The following is a 23426-nucleotide window of genomic DNA, read 5'->3' on the forward strand; positions in this document are numbered from 1 at the left end:
ATCTTAAAGCAAAATGATGACCTGGGGCCGTCGTTTATCGTGCCCTGTGGATATGTCAGGTTGTGGAGCGTGAAGGGCGGTTTGCGAGAGCCGACAGTATTGCCATGATCATGGCGGCTACGTAAGGCAATGACTGGGCGAACATTATCGCCACCCAGAATCCAAGGTCCGGACCGATAGCTTCTTTTCGGAAGCACAGCGATACCGTCATGACCCACCAGACCACGGCCATGTACAGATCTTCCCGGACGTCCAGCAGGGCCTTGCCGAGCCCGCTGCCAGAGGTCTGCTTGGGAGTGCGAAAGAACGGTAATCCTGAGGTGAATGCCGATGAAAGCACGGCCTTGCCTACAACCGAGTACAGCGCCATGCTCGCAATTATGGCTGCGAAGGCGTCTTTGATGTCGGTGCTGGCCAATCGTTGATAAAGGCTGATCGCTTTGCAAACGCCCAGAACAAACATCAACAGTAATGAGGATGAAAATATCCACGGCACAGGTTCGAGTGTGTCGGGTTGAATGATCATTGCCATTGACCAGAGAAGCACAGCGATAGCCAGAAAGTAATTTATTCCCCCTGCAATCCAAGGCATCCAGCCGGCAATGAAGTGATAGCGCTGTATTGGCGTCAAGGCCTCGCACGTACCTGCGATCAGGCTTCCAGTATGTCGTTTGAGTATCTGGATGACACCGTAAGCCCAGCGATACCGTTGTTTCTTGAAGTCCATGAATGTATCCGGGATCAGTCCCTTGCCATAGCTGATGGCGACATAGCCGGTGGAAAAACCGTTCTCCAGTATCCGCAGTCCGAGCTCGGCATCTTCGCAGATGCTCCATTCTGCCCAGCGCAGTCGCTGCAACACCGAATTGCGAATCAGGGTCATGGTGCCGTGCTGAATGATTGCGTCGTGGTCGTTGCGGATGACCATGCCAATATTGAAAAAAACGCGATACTCGGCCTGGCAGCAACGTTTGAACAGGCTGTCGTCGCCATCACGGTAGTCTTGCGGTACTTGGATAACCGCTATATCCGGGCACGCAAAATAGGGGGCCATATGCTTGAGCCAATGCCGGTGCACGCAATAATCAGCATCGATCGCCGCTACTATTTCGGCATCCTTGGCGGTGTAGTCCAGCAGGTAGTTCAGTGCGCCCGACTTGAACCCGCTAAGTGGATTGACATGAAAGAGCCGGAAGCGAGGTCCCAGTTGCCTGCAGTACTGCTCAATGGGCTCCCAGACTTCCGGGTCTTGAGTGTTGTTGTCGATGATCAGAACCTCAAAGTTCGGATAGTCCAGGCGTTGTAATGCGTCGAGCGTCAGCTTCACCATGTCGGGAGGTTCGTTGTAGCACGGTACGTGTATGGACACTTTGGGTAACGGCCCCGGGTAAGCTCTTAACGGAGGAAAAGATCGCGGTTTCTCCGGTCCCCAGCATGATTCGAGGAACTCGTAACCCTGTATCCCCGTGCCGATCAGTAAGCTGGTCACCCACACCAAGGCGATGGGCAAAGCCACCCACATCGATAAGGGCTGTGCGTAACTTATGCCAACGCCTACCAATAATGTGTACAACGCAGCAAAAATCAATACGGTTGTTCGCCAGTTGTCGGGCTGCCAATCGGCGACCAATCTCGGAACTTCTGATCGCCAGCTGGCCCGTATTTTCACTGGGCCTTGCAGTGGTAACTTTATCTTTCGCTGGGCATCGAACAGGCCCCAGTGAGGCCCCGGCAACCCTTCCTCAGTTTTCCATTGTTGATCAAATGCCTCCCTGACAAAGTAGTCGAGGCCACTCTGGTTCAACAGCGCGAGCTGGCTGCGCAGGTAAATTGACTGTTCGGCGACGTAGGCGGTGGTGCGTCTTCTGAAGTTGCCTTTGTCTGGCCAGCCAATCTCGGAAAGTATCAGCGGTTTTTCGGGAAACATCAGCCTCAATTCGTTCGCCCGTGCGAGAACTGCAGAGCCTGCCTGGGTGACTGGAACGAACTCCCTGAATGGCAAGACATGCGCCGCGATGAAGTCTGCGTGATCAGCCAGTTCCGGCGTATCGTGCCACTGTTGCCATCCCTCTGAGGTTGAAATCGGAACGTTGACACCTTGTCGTGCCGTTTGCATGTAATCGATCAGTTGGCTGACGGTGACGTCATTGCGCAGTAATGTTTCATTTCCGATGATCAGACGCCGGACGCTGGGATACTGATTGGCAAGCTTCACGCCCTCGATCAGTTCCCGATCATTGCGTTTTTCGTCCCAGCCTATCCATATGCCGAGTGTGACACTCATGCCGAGTTCTTCGGCTATTTCGGGAATACAGGCCAGCGTCTGCTCGACCGAGTAGGTTCTTACATGTCGAGTCAACGGGCGGATCAGCAGCAAGTCTTCTTTGATTTGCTCGCGGGTCGGATAGATGTGCTTGTAGGGACTTTGTCCGGGACGAAAGGGGTTATAGGCAAGGCCCGAGATGCTGTCAGGCCAGTCCGGGACTTTGGTCACGACGGATTTGAATGAGTTGACCGGCCAGATTGGAGCGTCTGATATTTTTTTATTCATGTCTAAACTGTGCTCCATGCGGTATATCGACATCGCGACTTCCTGTCGCGTCTATTAACCCTAGCGGCATCGAGGTACCAGGTGTGGTCGGCACTTAGACTCTTTTCTGCGTTTTCGCTGCTAAACAAAGGTTTTTTGCACCCTCAGCGCTGATCGCGACCGGGTAACAAGCCGGGTGTCCTAACCCTCGACAACCCCCTATAATGCGCGCCGGTTTTCGGGGTATTGATCATGAGCACAGACGATCCACGTTTCGCAGGCATCGCCCGTTTATACGGCATTGAGGGGCTGGCACGCCTGCGCGCGGCTCATGTAGCGATCGTTGGCATCGGCGGCGTGGGCTCGTGGGCGGCGGAAGCCATGGCGCGCAGTGGCGTTGGCGAGATTTCGCTGTTCGACATGGACGACGTCTGTGTCAGCAACAGCAACCGCCAGCTACACGCGCTGGACACGACCGTGGGGCGGCCCAAGGTCGAGGTGATGGCCGAGCGCATCCGGGCGATCAACCCTGATTGCGTCGTGCATGCGGTGTCTGATTTCGTGACGCGCGACACGATGGCCGAGTGCATTACCCCGGACATGGACTTTGTGATCGACTGCATCGACAGCGTCAATGCCAAGGCTGCGCTGATCTCCTGGTGCAAACGACGCAAGATTCAAATGGTCACTACCGGCGCGGCGGGCGGGCAGATCGACCCGACGCTGATCCAGATCGCTGACCTGAACCGCACGTTCAATGACCCGCTGGCTTCCAAGGTGCGTTCCACCTTGCGTCGCGATTACGGCTTTTCACGCACCCCGAACCGCCATTACAGCGTGCCTTGCGTGTTTTCCACCGAGCAACTGCGCTATCCCAAGCCTGACGGCAGCATTTGTCTGGAAAAGAAGTTCATTGGTGATGGCGTCAAGCTGGACTGTGCCGGTGGCTTTGGTGCTGTGATGATGGTGACCGCCACCTTCGGCATGATCGCCGCCACTCGCGCCGTCGACAAACTGGTTGCCGGCACACGGCGGCCGTCCGAACGTGCAAAGCCGGCGGCTGTGACGGCCAATCAGGCTTGAGTCAATTCACGCATCTTCTGCAGCACGGCATTCAGGCCGTTGCTGCGCGAAGGTGAAAGCTGGCGTCCGAGGCCCAGTTGATTGAACCAGTCAGGCAAGTCCACGGCTTGCACCTCCTGGGCTGACAGCCCGTTGACGCGCGCGAGCAGCAGCGCCACCAGCCCGCGAATCAGCCTTGCGTCGCTGCTGGCACGAAAGCGCCAGCCATCGGTGCCGACCTCGCCAGTCAGCCAGACCTTGCTTTCGCAGCCGTGAACCAGATGCTCGTCGGATTTCTCGGCGTCGCCCAGGGGCGGCAGACGATCACCCCATTGCATGAGCAGGCGCGCGCGCTGTTCCCAACTCTGCGCTTGCACGAAGGTTTCCAGAGCGGTTTGGGCCTGCGCAGGAAGACTCATCGAAGCAGCTCCAGCGCCTGATCCAGTGCGCTGAAGAACCGCAGCAGGTCATCCGAATCGTTGTACAGCGCCAACGAAACCCGAATTGCGCCAGGCAAGCCAAGCGTCTTGAGCAGCGGCATCGCGCAATGATGACCGGCACGCACAGCGACGCCCTGTTCGGTCAGTAAATGCGCAAGATCGGCATTGTGCACGCCGTCCACGACAAAGCTGACCAATGCCAGGTCTGGTGCGCCCAGCACTTGTATGCCATCGCGCTGTTGCAAGCCTTCCAGCAGGCGGCGGTGCAGCCTGGCTTCGTGTTCAGCAACCGCCTGATGATCGAGGCTGTCCAGATAGTCCAGCGTGGCGCCGAGGCCGATCACGCTGGCGATGGGCGGCGTGCCCGCCTCGAAGCCCAGCGGTGCAGGACGAAATTTCGCGTGCTGATAGTCGGCAGTCAGCACCATTTCGCCGCCGAACTGCCAGTGCGTCAGGCTTGGCAGTGCGTCGTTGCGCCCGTACAGCACGCCGAGTCCTTCCGGGCCATAAAGCTTGTGACTGGAAAATACATAGAAGTCGCAGCCCAATGCCTGAACGTCGTGGCGACCGTGCACCACGCCTTGCGAACCGTCGACCACCGTCAGTGCACCTTGTGCCTTAGCCAGGGCGATCAGGCGCGCCAGCGGTTGCCAGGTGCCGAGCACGTTGGAAAGCTGGCTGACCGCCAGCAGGCGCGTGCGTGGTCCGATCAGGCTGGTCGCAGCGTCCAGGTCGATCACGCCGTCGCGATCAAGCGGCAGAATCACCAGTTTCAGGTCGCGGCGCTGAGCCAGTTGCTGCCATGGCAACAGGTTGGCGTGGTGTTCCAGGGCACTGAGGGCGATCTCGTCGCCTGCGGTAAATTCATGCTCCAGCCCGTAGGCGAGCAGGTTGAGCGCAGAAGTGGCACCGTGGGTGAAGATGATCTGCCCGCTTTCGCCGGCATTCAGCCAGTGGGCGGCTTTGAGGCGGCTGGCCTCGAACGCCTGGGTAGCGTGCGCGCCGGGCAAATGCTGGGCGCGATGCACATTGGCGGCACCGTTGGTGTAGTAATGAGTCAGGGCATCAATCAGCGCCTGCGGTTTTTGCGTGGTGGCGGCGTTGTCCAGATACGTCTGGCCTTGCCGTTGCAGTGCGGCGATGGCCGGAAAATCGGCGCGCCAAGGAGAGAGGAGGGGCATTGTTCGTCCAGACTGTGGGGGCGGACTCAATGCTGGATAGCGTTGAGTCCGCGCACAGCATCAGTTATGAGCGTGCAGTGCTTCGTTCAGCTCAATGGCCGACTTGTGGGTTTTGCATTCCACGGCGCCGGTCTGCGAGTTGCGACGGAACAGCAGATCGTTTTGACCCGCCAGCTCGCGGGCCTTGACGATCTTGACCAGCGCGTTGTTTTCATCGAGCAGCGCAACCTTGGTGCCTGCGGTCACGTACAGGCCCGATTCAACGGTGTTGCGATCGCCCAACGGGATGCCGATACCGGCGTTGGCACCGATCAGGCAGCCTTCGCCGACCTTGATGATGATGTTGCCACCACCGGACAACGTACCCATGGTCGAGCAACCGCCGCCCAAGTCCGAACCCTTGCCGACGAATACGCCTGCGGAAACGCGGCCTTCGATCATGCCCGGGCCTTCGGTGCCGCCATTGAAGTTGACGAAGCCTTCGTGCATCACGGTAGTGCCTTCGCCGATGTAGGCGCCCAGGCGCACCCGAGCGCTGTCGGCGATACGCACGCCACTTGGCACGACGTAGTCGGTCATTTTCGGGAATTTATCGACCGAGAACACTTCCAGCAGCTCGCCCTTGAGGCGTGCTTCAAGTTGGCGTTCGGCCAGTTCGGCCAGATCGACCGCGCCCTGACTGGTCCAGGCAACGTTAGGCAGCAGCGGGAAGATACCCGCCAGATTCAGGCCGTGCGGCTTGACCAGGCGATGCGACAGCAGGTGCAGCTTGAGGTATGCCTCGGGGGTCGACGTCAGCGTTGCGTCTTCAGCCAGCAGCGTTGCAACCAGTGGCTTCTGGCTTTCAGCCAGACGAGTCAGCAGTGCAGCCTGGGTCGCGTCTACCGGTTTTACCGCTTCGGCCAGCTTGTAGGCCATATCGACGTTGAAGGTGATCGCCTTGTTGCCGTCTGTGTAACCCAGAACAGGTGCGATGGCCGCGACCAGCGCTGCCGACGGGTTGATCAATGGCTGGGCGTAGAACACTTCCAGCCACGCGCCTTGACGATTTTGAGTGCCGACGCCGAAGGCCAGGCTGAACAGAGTAGTGGACATGCAAATACCTCTTAACTTTATCAAGGGGCTTTCAGTAGCGCTTGGGCTTACTGTAAAGCCGCTGCATACAGGTCAGGTTTGAAGCCGATCAGGGTTTTATTGCCCAGATCAAGCACCGGGCGCTTGATCATGGACGGCTGCGCGAGCATCAGTTCGATGGCTTTCGCTTGGTCGAGATCGGCCTTTTGTCCGTCATCGAGCTTGCGAAACGTGGTGCCGGCGCGGTTCAGTACGACCTGCCATCCATGTTCATCGCACCATTGCGTCAGGTGTTCGCGATCAATGGCCTGTGTCTTGTAATCATGAAATTCGTAGCTCACGGAATGCTCGTCAAGCCAGGTACGGGCCTTTTTCATCGTGTCGCAGGCTTTGATGCCAAACAGAGTGTAAGTCATTGTTTTAGGGTGGGGAGGCTGATCTTGCTCGATACTCCCCACTGCTTCTCCTTGCAATTTAGCCGCACATTATGCCACGTCATTCAACTCGACGCTGCGCCGCGTAGATCTGGCGACTGAATGAGGATAGGTAACATCAATGACTATCATTAAGAAAATTTCACCGTCATCAGCTTGAGTGATAAGCCGCGCCGGATAATGATGACGTTCAACTTTAATACTGGGTCGCGTTATGTCTGAACAAGATAAGAAGCGTCAGGAGGCACTTGTCCGGCAGCGCTATTACAGGGAACGTCAGCGTGCCGAGGGCTTCAAGCAGAGCACCATCTGGATTCACGCCCAGGCCGAGGCAGAGGGCAGGCTGGCGGCGCGCGAAGGCAAACCGCTGATGCCCATGCAGTCCCACGACCCTGTGAGCTGGGCGGTTGGGTGGGTGGCAGAAAGGATGCGAACCCGCCAGTAACCTGGAGTTACAGAAGCTGTCGCGCCACACTTCACTGATGGAAGTACGTGGCGCTCCATTGCTTGCCGGCTGTGGATGCCAGCCTCGCAGGCTTTTTTATGGCGTGTCGAATTTCGAATTGGCGCGATCCGGGTAGATAGCGCTCATCACTTCGATGTCTTTGGGGCTGAGCGTCTTGCCGACGTTGATGATCTCGAAGTCGCCCAGGGTCAGGCCGTTGGGGATATCGAAATGCATGACGGAGTCGCGGTCGTAAGCGGAATAGTGAAAGTCCGCGGCTTCGTACCTGTCGAAAAAGTTGGTATTGATCTCTTCGTCACTCAACCCGGTTTGCAAAAGCAATGGGCGCAAAAGCGGCTCGTTCCAGGGAATATTCGCCTGGGGATGCTGATGCTCGTGGACAGCGCCCAGAGCGTGCCCGAATTCATGGAGCACAATGCGTGTCAATTCTGGCAGGGGGCTTAGCTCTGCCGTGTACAGCTCCTTGACGTTGAATTCCATGGTGGGCTCGTTTTGCCCGGCCAGCAGGGCGTCTGTCCCTATGGCGCTCCAGTTCAGATGTTCATTGAAGCCGATTCGGATATCGCTCGTTCCGTCTGTGACGAACTCGAATTTCAGGTTTATATGAGGCAGCCATTTTTTTGCAGCTTCGACGATAGGGGCTGTCAGGATGGCTGGCGGATTTTTCTGAAAGAGAATTTTCAGTGTTCGCCCGCGTGCCCAGTATTTGGTGAACGAAACCAGGAGTCGGGCCAGATGCTTTGAGTCGTCGGTGTCGTAGCCCGTTTCTGATTCGTAGGTCGGGGTGATTGCTGCATTGGCCGGCGTTTCGCCAATGGCGGCTTCGTACGATGCCTGATGATTCTCTGCGCTGCGCATGGCGCAGGATGCAGGCAGCTTTATGCTCTGGAGGGCGGATTGTGCGGACATATGATTGACCTTCATGGTGGTTCGCCTCCTGTCAGGAAGCGTGATAAATGAAGGTTGAAGGTACTGTCAGGCAGGGCGTAGCAGGTGGTAACTAATTACTCCGCCGCACATTGTTACCCCGCCGCACATTGCATGCGGCGAGGCGAGTGTTTTACTTGAGCACGAATGCGCGGATGCGTTCGGCAGCCTCGATACACTCGGCCAGCGGCGCTACCAGCGCCAGACGCACTCGGCCAGCGCCCGGGTTGACGCCGTCGACTTCCCGCGAAAGGTACGAGCCCGGCACTGCGGTGACATGCTGATCGACGAACAGGTCGCGACAGAATGCAGCGTCATCGGTGCCGACATTCGGCCACAGGTAGAAGCCACCGTCCGGGCGTTGTACATCCAGCACCGGGGCGAGGATGTCGAGCACGGCATCGAATTTCTCGCGATACAGGTCACGATTGGCGCGAACATGCTCTTCGTCATTCCAGGCGGCGATGCTGGCCAGTTGGGTTTGCACCGGCATTGCGCAGCCGTGGTAAGTGCGATACAGCAAGAAGGCCTTGAGGATCTCTGCGTCGCCCGCCACAAACCCCGAACGCAGGCCCGGCAGGTTGGAGCGCTTGGACAGGCTGTGGAACACCACGCAGCGCTTGAAGTCCTGGCGACCCAGTTCGACGCAGGCGCTGAGCAGGCCCGGCGGCGGGGTCTGTTCGTCGAAGTACAGTTCGCTGTAGCACTCGTCTGCGGCAATGACGAAGTCGTGTTCGTCAGCCAGCGCGATGAGTTTTTTCAGGGTTTCAACCGGGATCAGCGCGCCGGTCGGGTTGCCCGGCGAGCACAGAAACAGGATCTGGCAGCGCTTCCAGATGTCCGCGTCGACTGCATCGAAATCAGGGTTGAAGCCATTGTCGCTCAGGCATGGCAGATAGTGCGGTTGAGCACCTGCCAGAAAAGCCGCGCCTTCGTAGATCTGATAGAACGGGTTCGGGCTGACCACCAGGCCGTCATCGCTACGATTGACGACTGTCTGGGTAAAGGCGAACAGGGCTTCGCGTGTCCCGTTGACCGGTAATACGTTGCGCGCCGGATCGATCCAGCCCTGCGGCACGCCGAATCGACGGTTGCACCAGCCGGCAATGGCCTCGCGCAGCGCGGGTATACCCAGTGTGGTGGGGTAAACCGCCATCTGATCAAGGTTGTCTGCCAGAGCCTTGGCAACGAAATCGGGTGAGCGATGCTTCGGCTCGCCAATGGACAGCGCCACCGGGCGTTTTTCGGGGTTGGGCGTTACGCTTCCCAGCAAAGCGCGCAGCTTCTTGAAAGGGTAGGGCTGAAGCAGTTGCATGGCGTTATTCATGGAACGTGTTCCTCAATGAGCTGCGTTGAGTCGATTCGGTTGGCCTGGGGTCTGCTCCCGTTTCATCGCGGCTCGCGATGAAACGGGAGCAGACCCCAGTGTTCATATGCTGATCCGCAGGTCGCCGCCGGGCTCTGAGTTGACGCTCAGTTGCTTGACGATGGCCTCCTGCAGCTGGCTGCACAATTGCGGATCGGACAGCGGCTGATTGTTGGCGTCGGTGATGAAGAAAACGTCTTCCACACGTTCGCCCAAGGTTGCAATCTTGGCGTTCTGCAATGACAGGTCGAACTCCAGGAAAATCTTGCCAATGCGTGCCAGCAGGCCCGGCCGGTCGGGTGCCAGCAGTTCGAGCACCGTTACCGGGCGCTGGGCGTCGTTGTGAATGGTGACCTGCGGAGCGAAGGCAAAGTGCTTGAGCTGGCGGGGCACGCGACGCTTGATGATCGTCGGGTAATCGTCCGGGTTGCGCAGCGCTTCGGTCAGGCCGTCGCGGATGTCCTGAATGCGTTCCGGATTGTTGCCGATCGAGCCGCCCTCGTGATCCAGTACGATGTAGGTGTCGAGTGTGAACTGGCTGCTGGACGTGATGATGCGCGCGTCATGAATGTTCAGGTTCAGTTGGTCCATCGCGGCCACGGTCACGGCGAAGAAGTCGTGCTGGTCCGGCGCATAGATGAATATCTGGGTGCCGCCCTCGAATTCACGCTGCGTGGTTTCCTTGATCAGCACCAGCGGGCCGCCATCGGCAGGCTGCTGCAGGATCGCGTCACTGTGCCAGGCCACATCGCCGGCGGTGTGGCGCAGAAAGTAGTCATCGCCCAACGCTGACCAGAGTTGCTCGACGTCATCAGGGTCGGTACCGCTGCGCACCAGAATGTCCAGCGCGGCAGTCTGGGTACGGCGAATCTGCTCTTCACGGTCAACCGGGTTTTCGAGGCCGCGACGCAAGGCGCGCTTGGTCTCGGTGTACAACTGGCGCAACAGGCTGGCGCGCCATGAATTCCAGAGGGTCGGGTTGGTCGCGTTGATGTCGGCGACGGTCAGCACATACAGGTAGTCCAGATGTACTTCATCGCCCACGAACTGGGCGAAATCGTGGATGACCTGCGGATCGGAAAGGTCCTTGCGCTGCGCGGTCGTGGACATCACCAGGTGGTTGCTCACCAGCCAGACGATAAGCCGGTTGTCCCAGGCTGGCAGGTGATGGCGCGTGCCAAAGGCCTGTGCGTCGACGGCACCAAGCTCCGAGTGGTCGCCGCCACGGCCCTTGCCGATGTCGTGGTACAGCCCGGCCAGATAGATTAATTCCGGTTTCGGCAGGCGGGCCATGATTTTGCTGGCCAGTGGGAATTTCTCGGAGACCTCGGTGTACTGCAGCTTGCGCAGGTGCTTGATGAGATTCAGCGTGTGCGCATCGACGGTATAGATGTGGAACAGGTCATGCTGCATCTGCCCGACGATGTGGCCGAACTCCGGCAGGTACAGGCCGAGAATGCCATAGCGGTTCATGCGGCGCAGGTTGCGATGGATACCGATTTCGCACTTGAACAGCTCGATGAACAGGCTGGTGTTGCGAATATCGTTGCGAAAGTCATCGTTGATCAGGTGCCGGTGCTCACGCAGCAGCCGAATCGTGTCGGCACGCACGCCCTTTATCTCCGGGTGCTGGGCCATCAGCACGAAGATCTCGAGCATGGCGAACGGCGTGCGCCTGAAGACGTTCGGGTTCGTTGCTTCTATATAGCCGTCGTGCAACTGGAAGCGCGAGTTGATCGGCTGGGGGGTGCCGTCGTCGTCGGAGAGAATCACTTCTTCAAAATGCTGAATGATCAGATCGCTCAGCTCCGCGATGCTCATGACCACGCGGTAGTACTTCTGCATGAAGCGCTCGATGGCCAGTTTGGCATCGTTGTCTTCATAGCCCAGCAGCCCGGCGATGCGAACCTGATAATCGAACAACAACCGGTCTTCGGATCGTCCGGCCAGCATGTGCAGGGCGTAGCGCACTTTCCAGAGAAACTCCTGAGAGGAGGCCAGCAGTGCGTTTTCGCTGCCCAGCAGAAAGCCTTCGCCTGCCAGCGCGTGCAGGTTGAGGGTGCCGTACTGGCGCCGCGCCACCCAGAGAATGGTCTGAATATCGCGCAGGCCACCGGGCGAGCCTTTGACGTTGGGTTCGAGGTTGTACTCGGTGTCGTTGTACTTGTGGTGACGCTTTTTCTGCTCTGCGTGCTTGGCCAGGAAAAATTCCTTGCTCGGCCACATGTGCTGCGTGCTGGTGACTTCCAGCATGCGCTGACGCAGATGCTCGGGGCCGGCGATGGTGCGGCTTTCCATCAGGTTGGTGATCACCGTCAGATCGGCTCGGCCTTCCTGCGCGCACTCATCGACGGAGCGTACGCTTTGTCCCACTTCCAGGCCGATATCCCACAGCAGCGTCAGAAAACGCTCGATAGGTTCGCGGAAAACTTCGTGATCATCGCTTTCCAGCAAAATCAGCAGGTCGATGTCCGAGTACGGGTGCAGCTCGCCGCGACCGTAGCCGCCGACTGCCAGCAGGGCGATGTCGGCGTCTTCGCTCCATTCGAACTGATCCCAGGCCTGTTGCAGGATGTTGTCCACGAACCAGGCACGATCCTCGATCAGGCGGCGGATGTCACGGCCCGACCTGAACCGGTTATCGAGGACGTCTCTTGCTCTGCGGATCGCTTTCTTGAACGCAGCGATGGGGCTGGCCTTCAAGGCCAGTTCGGCCTGAAACTGGCCGCGATCGAACAGGTCTGGATCTACTTGCGGCATGGAACGGCATTCCTCGTGTCGAGCTGTGCGAGTGTGATATCGAGCGTTCGGCCACGCAGGCTGGGGTCAGGGAGCCTTTTGTGCAATGGTATCGTCGCTGCGTAAAGTGAAGATTTCGTAACCGTCGGCCGTCACCAGCAGCGTGTGTTCCCACTGCGCCGAGAGCTTGCGGTCCTTGGTGATCGCGGTCCAGCCGTCACCCAGGATCTTGGTTTCCGCGCGGCCTTGGTTGATCATCGGCTCGATGGTGAAGGTCATGCCTTCCTTGAGCTGAAGGCCGGTGCCCGCCTCGCCGAAATGCATGACTTGCGGCTCTTCGTGAAACACTTTGCCGATGCCGTGCCCGCAGAACTCGCGAACCACAGAGAAACCATTCTTTTCAGCGTGTTTCTGAATGACCGCACCGATGTCGCCCAGATGGGTGCCGGGTTTGACGATCTCGATGGCCTTGTACAGGCATTCCTGGGTCACTTTCGACAGGCGTTCGGCCCACACCGGGACGGTGCCGACGTGAAACATTTTGCTGGTGTCGCCGTGGTAACCGTCCTTGATGACTGTGACGTCAATGTTCAGCGAGTCACCGTCCTTGAGCTTCCTGTCGCCGGGGATGCCGTGGCAGACCACCTGATTGATCGAGGTGCAGATCGACTTGGGAAAGCCTTTGTAGTTCAGCGGAGCCGGGATCGCCTGCTGCTCGTTGACGATGTAGTCGTGGCAGATGCGGTCCAGCTCTTCGGTGGTGACGCCCGGCTTGACATGGGGGGCGATCATTTCCAGAACTTCGGCGGCCAGACGGCCGGCGATGCGCATCTTTTCAATGTCTTCCGGGGTTTTGAGGGTGATGGTCATACTGGATCTCTCGACGTGTCCGGCACGCGGCTGGTGCGCAAAAGCGCGATTCTATCAGACCGCCCGTGCCGGGTGATCATCGCTTCCTTCTATAGGCAATCGATGCCTCTCTAAAAGCGCGGCAAAACAAGAACTTGATGGGAGTTCCGTTCTCTTCCCTTTTGTGATATAAAATCCGCCGCTTTCCAAGGTCCGTCCTTGAAGCACAAACCCACACACGTGTCGACACGATGACCTGGGTGCCCTTGGCAGATGCCACTGGTTGGTCATTGGGATACGTGGAGGCCTAACCCGACTTATCAAGGAACTATCATGTCCCAAGTCAATATGCGCGATATGCTGAAGGCCGGTGTGCACTTCGGTCACCAAACCCGTTACTGGAACCCGAAAATGGGTAAATACATTTTCGGCGCGCGTAACAAGATTCACATCATCAACCTTGAAAAAACCCTGCCTATGTTCAACGAAGCTCTGACTTTCGTTGAGCGCCTGGCGTCGGGCAAAAACAAGATTCTGTTCGTCGGCACCAAGCGCTCCGCTGGCAAGATCGTTGCTGAAGAAGCAGCACGTTGCGGTTCGCCGTACGTCGATCATCGCTGGTTGGGCGGCATGCTGACCAACTTCAAGACCATCCGTCAGTCGATCAAACGTCTGCGCGAGCTGGAAGTACAAGCTGAAGACGGTACTTTCGCCAAGCTGACCAAGAAAGAAGCCCTGATGCGCACCCGTGATCTGGAAAAACTGGATCGCAGCCTGGGTGGTATCAAGGACATGGGCGGTCTGCCAGACGCACTGTTCGTTATCGACGTTGATCACGAGCGCATCGCGATCACCGAAGCCAACAAGCTGGGCATCCCGGTTATCGGCGTTGTCGATACCAACAGCAGCCCGGAAGGCGTTGACTACATCATCCCGGGCAACGATGACGCAATCCGCGCCATCCAGCTGTACATGGGCTCGATGGCTGACGCTGTTATCCGTGGTCGTAACAATGTTGCTGGCGGCACCGACGTATTCGTCGAAGAAGCTCCAGCTGCAGCTGCTGTAGAAGGCTGAGTACAAACGCCTGGCGTTTACTCAGTACGCGAAAAGGGGGCTTAGCCCCCTTTTTGCCACCTAGGAAATGATTTGTCGGTCTGTAGCCATGACCTTGCTGTCATGTGTTGCTGCCACCCTGATTTTTCCAGAATTGCACGCCCGGCGAGCCGGGTGGAATGGTTGAAGACCTATCCAAGAGGATTTTGAAATGGCAGAGATTACTGCAGCGTTGGTCAAAGAACTGCGCGAGCGTACCGGCGAAGGCATGATGGATTGCAAAAAGGCCTTGACCAAGGCTGGCGGCGACATCGAAAAAGCAATCGACGACATGCGTGCTTCCGGCGCGATCAAGGCCGCTAAAAAAGCAGGCAACGTTGCTGCTGAAGGCGCGATCGCCATCAAGGACGACGGCAAAGCTGCTGTCATCATCGAAGTCAACTCGCAGACCGACTTCCTGGCCCTGCAGGACGATTTCAAGAATTTCGTTGCTGCAAGCGTCGAAAAAGCTTTCGCTGACAAGCTGACTGATGTGGCTCCGTTGATCGAAGCTCAGGAAACTGCACGTCTGGTACTGGTCGGCAAGGTTGGCGAAAACGTCAACATTCGTCGCCTGAAGCGCATCGAGGGTGATGTTGTCGGCAGCTACCTGCATGGCAACAAGATCGGTGTGGTTGTTACCCTCAAAGGCGGCAACGTCGAGCTGGCTAAAGATATCGCCATGCACGTCGCGGCAAGCAACCCTGAGTTCCTGTTCCCTTCGGAAGTTTCGGCCGAAGCGATCGAGCGCGAGAAGAGTGTCTTCCTGCAACTGAACGAAGACAAGATCAAAGGCAAGCCAGCTGAAATCGTCGAGAAGATGGTTGGCGGCCGTATCACCAAGTTCCTGGCTGAAGCCAGCCTTGTCGAGCAAGCGTTCGTCAAGAACCCGGAAATCAAGGTCGGTGATCTGGCCAAGAAAGCCGGCGCTGAAATCGTTTCTTTCACCTACTTCAAAGTAGGCGAAGGCATCGAGAAGCCAGTTGACAACTTCGCTGACGAAGTTGCTGCTCAACTGGCTGCTGCCAAGCAGTAAGACGGTTTTTCAACTGTCGCCCCGAAGAGGCTGCCCGCTCACGCGTGCGGCCTCTTTGTCGAAAGAGAAAGGGAAATTTTCCCTGGAGATTGGGCTCACAAGGCTGCATTCTCCCGACGCTCGTCGAGCGTCAAGCTAAAGTAAGCGCAGGCTTGAGATAGCCAGCACAGATTTTTTTCAGAAAACGCCGCAGGAGAGATTCGCAATGGCTCAGCAGGGCAGTGGTTATCAGGCTCGCTATAAACGCATTCTACTCAAGCTCAGCGGTGAGGCCCTGATGGGCTCGGAAGAGTTCGGCATTGATCCCAAGGTGCTGGACCGCATGGCGCTGGAAGTCGGCCAACTGGTCGGTATCGGTGTTCAGGTCGGTCTGGTCATCGGCGGCGGTAACCTGTTCCGTGGTGCGGCACTGAGTGCTGCGGGCATGGATCGGGTAACGGGCGATCACATGGGCATGCTGGCCACTGTGATGAACGCCCTGGCAATGCGCGATGCGCTGGAGCGCGCTAATATCACCGCTATCGTGATGTCGGCCATTTCGATGCTGGGTGTGACGGATCATTATGATCGTCGCAAGGCCATGCGCCACCTCAGTGCCAAGGAAGTGGTGATCTTTGCTGCCGGTACTGGCAACCCGTTTTTCACCACCGATTCGGCTGCCTGCCTGCGCGCGATTGAAATCGACGCCGATGTCGTGCTCAAGGCCACCAAGGTAGATGGTGTGTATACCGCAGATCCGTTCAAGGACCCGAATGCCGAGAAGTTCGATCATCTGACGTACGATGAAGTGCTGGATCGCAAGCTGGGTGTGATGGATCTGACTGCAATCTGCCTGTGTCGCGATCACAAGATGCCATTGCGCGTCTTCAACATGAACAAGCCGGGTGCCCTTCTGAATATCGTCCATGGCGGCGCTGAAGGAACCCTGATCGAGGAAGCCCAACAATGATCAACGAAATCAAGAAAGACGCTCAGACGCGCATGCAGAAGAGCCTCGAGTCGCTGACTCACGCGTTCACCCGCATCCGTACCGGCAAGGCTCACCCAAGCATTCTGGGTGGCGTCATGGTCCCTTACTACGGTGCCGACACCCCGCTGAGCCAGGTTGCCAACGTGACCGTCAAGGACTCGCGCACCCTTCAGGTTGTGGCCTTCGAGCGCAATATGCTCGCGGCGGTCGACAAGGCTATCCAGAGCTCCGGTCTGGGCTTCAACCCCACCAACCTGGGTGAGCTGCTGTTGATCTCCATGCCTGCGCTGACCGAGGAAACCCGCAAGGGCTTCACCAAGCAGGCGCGTGATGCTGCCGAAGACGCCCGTGTTGCCGTACGTAACATTCGTCGTGACGCGTTGAGTCAGTTGAAAGACCTCGTCAAGGACAAGGAAATCAGCGAAGACGAAGAGCGCCGTGCTGCCGACGACGTGCAGAAGCTGACCGACAAATTCGTGGCGGATATCGAAGTTGCGGTCAAGCAGAAAGAAGCTGATCTGATGGCTGTTTAAGGTTTCGGACGCTTTCATGGAAAAAATAAAATCGGCCGGACCGTCCTCGGTACCGCGCCACGTCGCGATTATCATGGATGGCAATAATCGCTGGGCCAGAAAACGCCTGTTACCGGGTGTGGCTGGCCACAAGGCGGGTGTCGACGCTGTGCGGGCTGTTATCGAGGTCTGCGCCGAAGCCAAGGTTGAAGTGCTGACATTGTTCGCGTTCTCCAGCGAGAACTGGCAGCGCCCGGCCGAAGAGGTTGGTGCGTTGATGGAGCTTTTTTTCACGGCATTGCGCCGTGAAACCAAGCGCCTGAACGAGAACGACATCAGCCTGCGGATTATCGGTGACCGTTCGCGCTTTCACCCTGAGCTTCAGGCTGCGATGCGTGAAGCGGAAGTGCGTACGTCCGGCAACAGCCGCTTTGTGCTACAGATCGCTGCCAACTACGGCGGGCAGTGGGACATCGCGCAAGCGGCCCAGCGGCTGGCGCGCGAGGTTCAGGCAGGGCATCTGCAGCCGGAGGACATCACTCCCCAGTTGCTGCAGACCTGTCTGGCAACGGGCGATCTGCCGTTGCCTGACCTGTGCATTCGCACCGGTGGCGAGCACCGCATCAGCAATTTTCTGCTTTGGCAGCTGGCTTACGCCGAGCTGTACTTCTCCGACCTGTTCTGGCCGGACTTCAAACACGATGCCATGCGCGCCGCGCTGGCAGATTTCGCTTCTCGCCAACGTCGCTTCGGTAAGACCAGCGAACAGGTAGAAGCTGGAGCCCGGGCTTAATGCTGAAACAACGGATCATCACGGCACTCATTCTGTTGCCGATTGCCCTGTGTGGCTTTTTCCTGCTGACCGGCATGTACTTTGCTCTTTTTATCGGCGTAGTGGTCGTACTGGGTGCCTGGGAATGGGCGCGGTTGGCGGGCTTTGCTGCCCAGTCGATGCGTGTGGGGTACGCGGCCCTGGTCGCTGTGCTGCTGTTTTTCATGTACCTGCTGCCGGGTCTTGAACCCTGGGTACTGGTCGCGGCGGTCATCTGGTGGAGCGTTGCGACCTTCCTTGTTCTGACTTATCCCGATTCCAGCAGTCACTGGGCCAGTGCTGCCTGCAAGCTGGTGATCGGTCTGCTGATCCTGCTGCCCGCGTGGCAGGGGCTGGTGCTCATCAAGCAATGGCCGCTGGGCAACTGGCTGATCCTGTCGGTGATGGTGCTGGTGTGGGCGGCTGACATCGGCGCGTATTTCTCCGGCAAGGCTTTCGGCAGGCGCAAGCTGGCTCCCAAGGTCAGTCCCGGTAAAAGCTGGGAGGGCGTATACGGCGGTCTGGTGGTCAGTCTGGGTATCACCGCGGCAGTCGGTGTTTGGCGTGACTGGACTGTCGTTCAGTTCATCGCCGCACTGTTGGGTGCCGCTGTGATCGTGTTCATTTCCGTGATCGGTGACCTCACCGAAAGCATGTTCAAGCGCCAGTCCGGGGTCAAGGACAGCAGTAATCTGCTGCCTGGGCACGGCGGCGTTCTGGACCGCATCGACAGCCTGACGGCCGCCATTCCGGTATTTGCCGTGCTGTTGTGGGCCGCTGACTGGGGTGTCATGTGAGTGGGCCGCAACACATTACCATTCTGGGTGCAACCGGCTCGATTGGTCTGAGCACGCTGGATGTCGTTGCACGTCATCCGACGCTTTATCAGGTGTTTGCGCTCACCGGCTTCAGTCGTCTGGACGAGTTGCTGGCCCTGTGCATCAAGCACACGCCGCAATACGCGGTAGTGCCCGAGCAGGTTGCCGCTCGAAAACTGCAGGATGACCTGGCGGCGGCCGGGCTCGATACCCGAGTGCTGGTGGGCGAGGGCGGTCTGTGCGAAGTGGCGGCGCATCCTATGGTCGATGCGGTTATGGCGGCCATCGTCGGCGCGGCTGGCTTGCGTCCGACACTGGCTGCGGTCGAGGCGGGCAAGAAGGTGTTGCTGGCCAACAAGGAAGCGCTGGTCATGTCCGGCGCCCTGTTCATGCAGGCTGTGCGCCAGAGCGGTGCGGTGCTGCTGCCTATCGACAGCGAACACAATGCGATTTTCCAGTGCCTGCCCGGCGATTTTGCTCGCGGTCTGGGCGCTGTCGGTGTGCGGCGCATCATGTTGACTGCCTCAGGCGGGCCGTTTCGCGAAACACCGCTGGAGCAGTTGCAGGATGTAACCCCGGAACAGGCCTGTGCTCATCCGGTCTGGTCAATGGGGCGCAAGATTTCGGTCGATTCGGCGACCATGATGAACAAGGGGCTGGAGCTGATTGAAGCCTGCTGGCTGTTCGACGCACGCCCTGATCAGGTAGAGGTGGTGATTCACCCTCAAAGCGTGATCCACTCGCTGGTCGATTACGTTGATGGCTCGGTACTGGCCCAGTTGGGTAATCCCGACATGCGTACGCCTATTGCCAATGCACTGGCATGGCCTGCACGTGTAGACTCTGGCGTCGCGCCACTGGATCTGTTTCGCATTGGTCAGCTGGATTTCCAAGAGCCCGACGAGGAGCGTTTTCCTTGCCTGAGGCTGGCGCGTCAGGCTGCCGAAGCTGGCGGCAGTGCGCCCGCCATGCTCAATGCCGCCAATGAAGTGGCTGTGGCGGCATTTCTCGATGGGCGTATCCGTTACCTGGAAATCGCCGGTATCATCGAGGAGGTTCTGAATCGTGAGCCTGTGACTGCGGTCGTAGGGCTCGATGCGGTATTTGCAGCGGATGCGAAGGCGCGTTTGCTGGCAGGCCAATGGCTCGAAAGAAACGAGCGATAAGCGCCAGACAACACGCCAGAATATGAATGAAAGGGTTGATGTGGTGCGTCAAGGGTGGGCCTCGCGGCCTGCGATGATTAACACACTGGCCGAGCAGTCGGTACCCGGAGAAGGCTGATGAGCGCTTTATATATGATTCTCGGCACCCTTGTTGCGCTGGGCGTGCTGGTGACCTTTCACGAGTTTGGCCACTTTTGGGTGGCCAGGCGCTGTGGCGTCAAGGTGCTGCGTTTTTCGGTAGGCTTCGGCACGCCGTTGCTGCGCTGGAGTGATCGTCAGGGGACTGAGTACGTCGTCGCTGCGATTCCTCTGGGCGGTTACGTGAAGATGCTCGACGAGCGCGAAGGCAATGTTCCGCCGGAACTGGCTGATCAGTCTTTCAACCGCAAGACGGTAGGGCAGCGCATTGCGATCGTGATCGCAGGCCCTACCGCCAACTTCCTGCTGGCCATCGCATTCTTCTGGGTGCTGGCGATGATGGGCAGCGAGCAGGTTCGCCCGGTCATCGGTGCCGTTGAGTCCGGCAGTATTGCTCAGCAGGCCGGTCTGACTGCCGGGCAGGAGATCGTTGCTGTCGATGGCGAGCCGACATCGGGCTGGGCCGGGGTCAATTTGCAACTGGTCCGCCGCCTTGGCGAAAGCGGCACCATCGCGCTCAAGGTCAGGGATCAGGGCTCGACGGTCGATACTTCTCGCGAACTGGTGCTCAGTGACTGGCTCAAAGGCGCTGAAGAGCCTGATCCGATCAAATCCCTGGGCATCCGTCCGTGGCGTCCGGCCTTGCTGCCGGTGCTGGCAGAGATCGACCCCAAGGGGCCGGCTCAGAGCGCGGGGCTTAAAACAGGTGATCGCCTGATTTCGATGGACGGTCAGCCCCTTAACGAGTGGCAGCAGGTTGTCGATCGGGTGCGCGAGCGTCCCGAAGCCAAAGTTTCACTACGCATCGAGCGTGACGCCGTGCAGATGGACGTACCTGTTACCCTTGCAGCCCGAGGCGAAGGCAAGGCTGCCGCAGGTTACCTGGGTGCCGGTGTCAAGGCTGTCGATTGGCCACCTGAAATGCTGCGCGAGGTCAGTTACGGGCCTTTCGCCGCGATGGTCGAGGGTGTAAAGCGCACCTGGACCATGAGCGTGCTGACCCTGGACTCGCTCAAGAAAATGTTGTTCGGCGAGCTCTCGGTAAAAAACTTGAGTGGACCGATAACCATTGCTAAAGTGGCGGGCGCTTCGGCCCAGTCAGGCCTTGGAGATTTTCTGAATTTCCTCGCCTACCTGAGCATAAGCCTGGGTGTTCTGAATTTGTTGCCCATTCCTGTCCTGGACGGGGGGCATTTGTTGTTTTATCTGATCGAGTGGGCGCGTGGTCGTCCCCTTTCGGAAAAGGTTCAAGGTTGGGGGGCACAGATCGGTATCAGTCTGGTGGTGGGCATAATGTTGCTCGCGCTGGTCAACGATCTGGGCCGACTGTAACGCTTTGCCGAAAAGCCTTACCGAGTTGCGAATCTGCCGCATTTTGCGGCAGTTTGTTTATTGCCAGTTGGAATAAGAAAGGACTTCATGAAACGTCTGCTGCTAACTGCGGTTCTTTCCGCACTGATGATCGCTGAAGTTCACGCCGAGTCCTTCACCATCTCCGATATCCGCGTCAACGGCCTGCAGCGGGTTTCCGCCGGCAGTGTCTTTGGTGCGTTGCCGCTGAACGTAGGCGAGCAGGCGGATGACGGTCGTCTGGTCGATGCTACCCGTTCGTTGTTCAAAACCGGTTTCTTTCAAGATATCCAGCTGGGTCGCGATGGCAACGTACTCGTCATCAACGTCGTCGAACGCCCGTCGGTTGCGAGTATCGAAATCGAGGGCAACAAGGCCATCTCCACTGAAGACCTGATGAAAGGGCTGAAACAGTCCGGTCTGGCTGAAGGTGAAATTTTCCAGCGTGCGACCCTCGAAGGCGTGCGTAACGAGCTGCAACGTCAATACGTTGCCCAGGGTCGTTACTCCGCCGAGGTCGACGCCGAGGTTGTTCCTCAGCCACGCAACCGTGTGGGCCTGAAGATCAACATCAATGAAGGCACCGTTGCCTCCATCCAGCATATTAACGTGGTGGGCAACACGGTCTTTTCCGATGAAGACCTGACCGACCTGTTCGAGCTGAAGACCAGCAACTGGCTGTCGTTCTTCAAGAACGACGACAAGTACGCCCGTGAGAAACTCTCGGGTGACCTTGAACGTCTGCGTTCGTACTACCTTGATCGCGGCTATATCAACATGGATATCGCCTCGACCCAGGTGTCGATCACGCCTGACAAGAAGAACGTGTACATCACGGTCAACGTCAACGAAGGCGAAAAATACAGCGTCAAGTCGGTCAAGCTGAGCGGCGACCTCAAGGTGCCGGAAGATCAGGTCAAATCCCTGTTGCTGGTGCAGCCGGGCCAGGTGTTCTCGCGCAAGGTCATGACCACGACTTCCGAGCTGATCACCCGTCGTCTGGGTAACGAAGGCTATACCTTCGCCAACGTCAACGGCGTGCCGACCCCGAACAACGAAGATCACACTGTCGATATCACCTTCGTGGTCGATCCCGGCAAGCGTGCTTACGTCAACCGCATCAACTACCGTGGCAACACCAAGTCGGAAGACGAAGTGCTGCGCCGCGAAATGCGTCAGATGGAAGGCGGCTGGGCCTCTACCTACCTGATCGACCAGTCGAAAACCCGTCTGGACCGTCTGGGCTTCTTCAAGGAAGTCAACGTCGAAACGCCACCTGTACCAGGCACCGACGACCAGGTTGACGTGAATTACGCAGTAGAAGAGCAGGCTTCCGGCTCGATCACTGCAAGCGTCGGCTTCGCGCAAAGCGCCGGTCTGATCCTGGGAGGTTCGATCAGCCAGAACAACTTCCTCGGCACCGGTAACAAGGTCAGCATCGGCCTGACCCGCAGTGAATACCAGAGCCGTTACAACTTCAGCTACGTCGATCCGTACTACACGCCGGACGGTGTCAGCCTTGGTTATAGCGCGTTCTACCGCACCACCAACTACGATGACCTCGACGTTGATGTCGCAAGCTACGCAGTAGACAGCCTGGGTGCCGGTATCAACCTCGGCTACCCGATCAGCGAAACCTCGCGCCTGACCTACGGCCTGACCGTGCAGCAGGATGAGATCAAGACCGGCCGTTACACTGTCGATGAAATCTTTGATTTCGTACAAAAAGAAGGCGACAAGTACCTGAACTTCAAAGGCTCGATTGGCTGGTCTGAATCGACTCTGAACAAAGGCGTATTGGCCACCCGTGGTCACTCGCAAAGCCTGGTGTTCGAATCCACCTTGCCGGGCAGCGACCTGTCGTTCTTCAAGCTGGATTACCGTGCTCAGTACTTCCACCCGATCACCGATAACTACACCCTGCGTCTGCACACCGAGCTGGGTTATGGCGACGGATACGGTTCGACCTCGGGTCTGCCGTTCTACGAGAACTACTATGCCGGTGGTTTCAACTCGGTTCGTGGTTTCAAGGACAGCACGCTTGGTCCACGTAGTACGCCAAGCCGTGGTGTGGCTGTAACGGGGAATCAAGGCACTGATCCGGACCCTGATCAGGATCCACTGCCGTTCGGCGGCAACGCCCTGGTACAAGGTGGCGTAGAAGTCATGTTCCCGCTGCCGTTCATCAAGGACCAGCGTTCCCTGCGCACCTCCGTGTTCTGGGATGTCGGTAACGTATTTGATACCAACTGTGACTCCACCCGGACGACGGCCAGCGGCAAGAAAGTCGAGTGCAACAACATCGACCTGTCCGGCATGGCCAGCTCTGTGGGTATCGGCGTTACCTGGATCACTGCGCTCGGCCCTCTGAGCTTCGCTTTGGCGATGCCGATCAAGAAGCCGGACGACGAAGCAGAAACCCAGGTCTTCCAATTCTCCCTGGGTCAGACTTTCTAAGCGTC

The 23426-nt window shown here is 58.1% G+C and carries 20 protein-coding genes; 11 read left to right on the plus strand and 9 right to left on the minus strand.

Annotated features, from left to right (window positions below):
• Positions 1–55 precede the first annotated feature (55 nt).
• Complete coding sequence (locus tag PSPTO_RS07990) at positions 56–2584, minus strand: glycosyltransferase family 2 protein (RefSeq protein ID WP_011103586.1); 2529 nt, start codon at positions 2582–2584, stop codon at positions 56–58.
• A 198-nt stretch (positions 2585–2782) separates the two neighbouring features.
• Between PSPTO_RS07990 and tcdA the strand changes: the two genes are divergently transcribed.
• Positions 2783–3613: a tRNA cyclic N6-threonylcarbamoyladenosine(37) synthase TcdA gene (gene tcdA / locus PSPTO_RS07995; RefSeq protein WP_011103587.1), complete on the plus strand. Its 831-nt coding sequence runs from the start codon at positions 2783–2785 to the stop codon at positions 3611–3613.
• Here the strand turns inward: tcdA and PSPTO_RS08000 are convergent.
• The 4 genes from PSPTO_RS08000 to PSPTO_RS08015 are packed head-to-tail and all read right to left on the minus strand — an operon-like array spanning position 3604 to position 6703.
• Positions 3604–4011 (minus strand): SufE family protein, encoded by a 408-nt coding sequence (locus PSPTO_RS08000; protein ID WP_011103588.1) that lies wholly within the window; start codon positions 4009–4011, stop codon positions 3604–3606. The genes tcdA and PSPTO_RS08000 overlap by 10 nt on opposite strands.
• Complete coding sequence (locus PSPTO_RS08005) at positions 4008–5213, minus strand: aminotransferase class V-fold PLP-dependent enzyme (protein ID WP_011103589.1); 1206 nt, start codon at positions 5211–5213, stop codon at positions 4008–4010. The genes PSPTO_RS08000 and PSPTO_RS08005 overlap by 4 nt, the downstream gene beginning before the upstream one ends.
• 60 nt (positions 5214–5273) lie before the next feature.
• Positions 5274–6308 (minus strand): 2,3,4,5-tetrahydropyridine-2,6-dicarboxylate N-succinyltransferase, encoded by a 1035-nt coding sequence (dapD, locus tag PSPTO_RS08010; RefSeq protein ID WP_003377783.1) that lies wholly within the window; start codon positions 6306–6308, stop codon positions 5274–5276.
• 47 nt (positions 6309–6355) lie between these two features.
• Positions 6356–6703, minus strand: coding sequence for an ArsC family reductase (locus PSPTO_RS08015; protein WP_003377785.1), 348 nt, complete (start codon positions 6701–6703; stop codon positions 6356–6358).
• A 232-nt stretch (positions 6704–6935) separates the two neighbouring features.
• Between PSPTO_RS08015 and PSPTO_RS08020 the strand changes: the two genes are divergently transcribed.
• A complete protein-coding gene (locus tag PSPTO_RS08020) occupies positions 6936–7166 on the plus strand; it encodes a hypothetical protein (protein WP_003377787.1) in 231 nt (76 codons plus the stop codon).
• A 96-nt stretch (positions 7167–7262) separates the two neighbouring features.
• Here the strand turns inward: PSPTO_RS08020 and PSPTO_RS08025 are convergent, their stop codons facing one another.
• The 4 genes from PSPTO_RS08025 to map form a co-directional block, all read right to left on the minus strand.
• The gene (locus PSPTO_RS08025) at positions 7263–8111 is read right to left on the minus strand and encodes a matrixin family metalloprotease (protein ID WP_011103590.1); all 849 of its coding nucleotides are present in this window, start codon (positions 8109–8111) and stop codon (positions 7263–7265) included.
• 136 nt (positions 8112–8247) lie between these two features.
• Complete coding sequence (dapC, locus tag PSPTO_RS08030) at positions 8248–9441, minus strand: succinyldiaminopimelate transaminase (RefSeq protein WP_011103591.1); 1194 nt, start codon at positions 9439–9441, stop codon at positions 8248–8250.
• 102 nt (positions 9442–9543) lie between these two features.
• Positions 9544–12240 carry a [protein-PII] uridylyltransferase gene (locus tag PSPTO_RS08035; protein WP_007245412.1) on the minus strand — a complete coding sequence of 899 codons (2697 nt, stop codon included), beginning with the start codon at positions 12238–12240 and terminating at the stop codon, positions 9544–9546.
• 66 nt (positions 12241–12306) lie between these two features.
• On the minus strand, positions 12307–13089 hold the full coding sequence (gene map / locus PSPTO_RS08040) for a type I methionyl aminopeptidase (protein ID WP_005765976.1): 783 nt from the start codon (positions 13087–13089) through the stop codon (positions 12307–12309).
• A 312-nt stretch (positions 13090–13401) separates the two neighbouring features.
• On the opposite strand from map, the gene rpsB reads away from it, so the two are divergent.
• The 9 genes from rpsB (at position 13402) to bamA (ending at position 23421) form a co-directional block, all read left to right on the plus strand.
• Positions 13402–14145 (plus strand): 30S ribosomal protein S2, encoded by a 744-nt coding sequence (gene rpsB, locus PSPTO_RS08045; protein WP_005615972.1) that lies wholly within the window; start codon positions 13402–13404, stop codon positions 14143–14145.
• Between the two features lie 190 nt (positions 14146–14335).
• Positions 14336–15199, plus strand: a complete 864-nt coding sequence (gene tsf, locus PSPTO_RS08050) for a translation elongation factor Ts (protein ID WP_005765978.1) — start codon at positions 14336–14338, stop codon at positions 15197–15199.
• A gap of 205 nt (positions 15200–15404) precedes the next feature.
• Entirely contained in the window at positions 15405–16148 is a 744-nt protein-coding gene (gene pyrH / locus PSPTO_RS08055; protein WP_002554728.1) for a UMP kinase, read from the plus strand.
• Positions 16145–16702 (plus strand): ribosome recycling factor, encoded by a 558-nt coding sequence (frr, locus tag PSPTO_RS08060; RefSeq protein WP_005765982.1) that lies wholly within the window; start codon positions 16145–16147, stop codon positions 16700–16702. Before pyrH ends, frr begins: the two co-directional genes overlap by 4 nt.
• Before the next feature lie 16 nt (positions 16703–16718).
• Complete coding sequence (uppS, locus tag PSPTO_RS08065) at positions 16719–17474, plus strand: polyprenyl diphosphate synthase (protein WP_005765985.1); 756 nt, start codon at positions 16719–16721, stop codon at positions 17472–17474.
• A complete protein-coding gene (locus tag PSPTO_RS08070) occupies positions 17474–18289 on the plus strand; it encodes a phosphatidate cytidylyltransferase (RefSeq protein ID WP_011103592.1) in 816 nt (271 codons plus the stop codon). The genes uppS and PSPTO_RS08070 overlap by 1 nt, the downstream gene beginning before the upstream one ends.
• Entirely contained in the window at positions 18286–19476 is a 1191-nt protein-coding gene (gene ispC, locus PSPTO_RS08075) for a 1-deoxy-D-xylulose-5-phosphate reductoisomerase (RefSeq protein ID WP_005765988.1), read from the plus strand. The genes PSPTO_RS08070 and ispC overlap by 4 nt, the downstream gene beginning before the upstream one ends.
• Positions 19477–19593: 117 nt before the next feature.
• On the plus strand, positions 19594–20946 hold the full coding sequence (rseP, locus tag PSPTO_RS08080; protein WP_011103593.1) for a sigma E protease regulator RseP: 1353 nt from the start codon (positions 19594–19596) through the stop codon (positions 20944–20946).
• 87 nt (positions 20947–21033) lie between these two features.
• On the plus strand, positions 21034–23421 hold the full coding sequence (bamA, locus tag PSPTO_RS08085; RefSeq protein WP_007245414.1) for an outer membrane protein assembly factor BamA: 2388 nt from the start codon (positions 21034–21036) through the stop codon (positions 23419–23421).
• Positions 23422–23426: the final 5 nt, after the last annotated feature.

Source organism: Pseudomonas syringae pv. tomato str. DC3000, from assembly GCF_000007805.1.
Classification (GTDB): Bacteria; Pseudomonadota; Gammaproteobacteria; order Pseudomonadales; family Pseudomonadaceae; genus Aquipseudomonas; species Aquipseudomonas avellanae.

Bases quoted from the DNA above. Each gene is read 5' to 3' on its own strand.
- PSPTO_RS07990 (WP_011103586.1), bottom strand. From the start codon at position 2,584: ATGTCGATATACCGCATGGAGCACAGTTTAGACATGAATAAAAAAATA.
- tcdA (WP_011103587.1), top strand. From the start codon at position 2,783: ATGAGCACAGACGATCCACGTTTCGCAGGCATCGCCCGTTTATACGGC.
- PSPTO_RS08000 (WP_011103588.1), bottom strand. From the start codon at position 4,011: ATGAGTCTTCCTGCGCAGGCCCAAACCGCTCTGGAAACCTTCGTGCAA.
- PSPTO_RS08005 (WP_011103589.1), bottom strand. From the start codon at position 5,213: ATGCCCCTCCTCTCTCCTTGGCGCGCCGATTTTCCGGCCATCGCCGCA.
- dapD (WP_003377783.1), bottom strand. From the start codon at position 6,308: ATGTCCACTACTCTGTTCAGCCTGGCCTTCGGCGTCGGCACTCAAAAT.
- PSPTO_RS08015 (WP_003377785.1), bottom strand. From the start codon at position 6,703: ATGACTTACACTCTGTTTGGCATCAAAGCCTGCGACACGATGAAAAAG.
- PSPTO_RS08020 (WP_003377787.1), top strand. From the start codon at position 6,936: ATGTCTGAACAAGATAAGAAGCGTCAGGAGGCACTTGTCCGGCAGCGC.
- PSPTO_RS08025 (WP_011103590.1), bottom strand. From the start codon at position 8,111: ATGAAGGTCAATCATATGTCCGCACAATCCGCCCTCCAGAGCATAAAG.
- dapC (WP_011103591.1), bottom strand. From the start codon at position 9,441: ATGAATAACGCCATGCAACTGCTTCAGCCCTACCCTTTCAAGAAGCTG.
- PSPTO_RS08035 (WP_007245412.1), bottom strand. From the start codon at position 12,240: ATGCCGCAAGTAGATCCAGACCTGTTCGATCGCGGCCAGTTTCAGGCC.
- map (WP_005765976.1), bottom strand. From the start codon at position 13,089: ATGACCATCACCCTCAAAACCCCGGAAGACATTGAAAAGATGCGCATC.
- rpsB (WP_005615972.1), top strand. From the start codon at position 13,402: ATGTCCCAAGTCAATATGCGCGATATGCTGAAGGCCGGTGTGCACTTC.
- tsf (WP_005765978.1), top strand. From the start codon at position 14,336: ATGGCAGAGATTACTGCAGCGTTGGTCAAAGAACTGCGCGAGCGTACC.
- pyrH (WP_002554728.1), top strand. From the start codon at position 15,405: ATGGCTCAGCAGGGCAGTGGTTATCAGGCTCGCTATAAACGCATTCTA.
- frr (WP_005765982.1), top strand. From the start codon at position 16,145: ATGATCAACGAAATCAAGAAAGACGCTCAGACGCGCATGCAGAAGAGC.
- uppS (WP_005765985.1), top strand. From the start codon at position 16,719: ATGGAAAAAATAAAATCGGCCGGACCGTCCTCGGTACCGCGCCACGTC.
- PSPTO_RS08070 (WP_011103592.1), top strand. From the start codon at position 17,474: ATGCTGAAACAACGGATCATCACGGCACTCATTCTGTTGCCGATTGCC.
- rseP (WP_011103593.1), top strand. From the start codon at position 19,594: ATGAGCGCTTTATATATGATTCTCGGCACCCTTGTTGCGCTGGGCGTG.
- bamA (WP_007245414.1), top strand. From the start codon at position 21,034: ATGAAACGTCTGCTGCTAACTGCGGTTCTTTCCGCACTGATGATCGCT.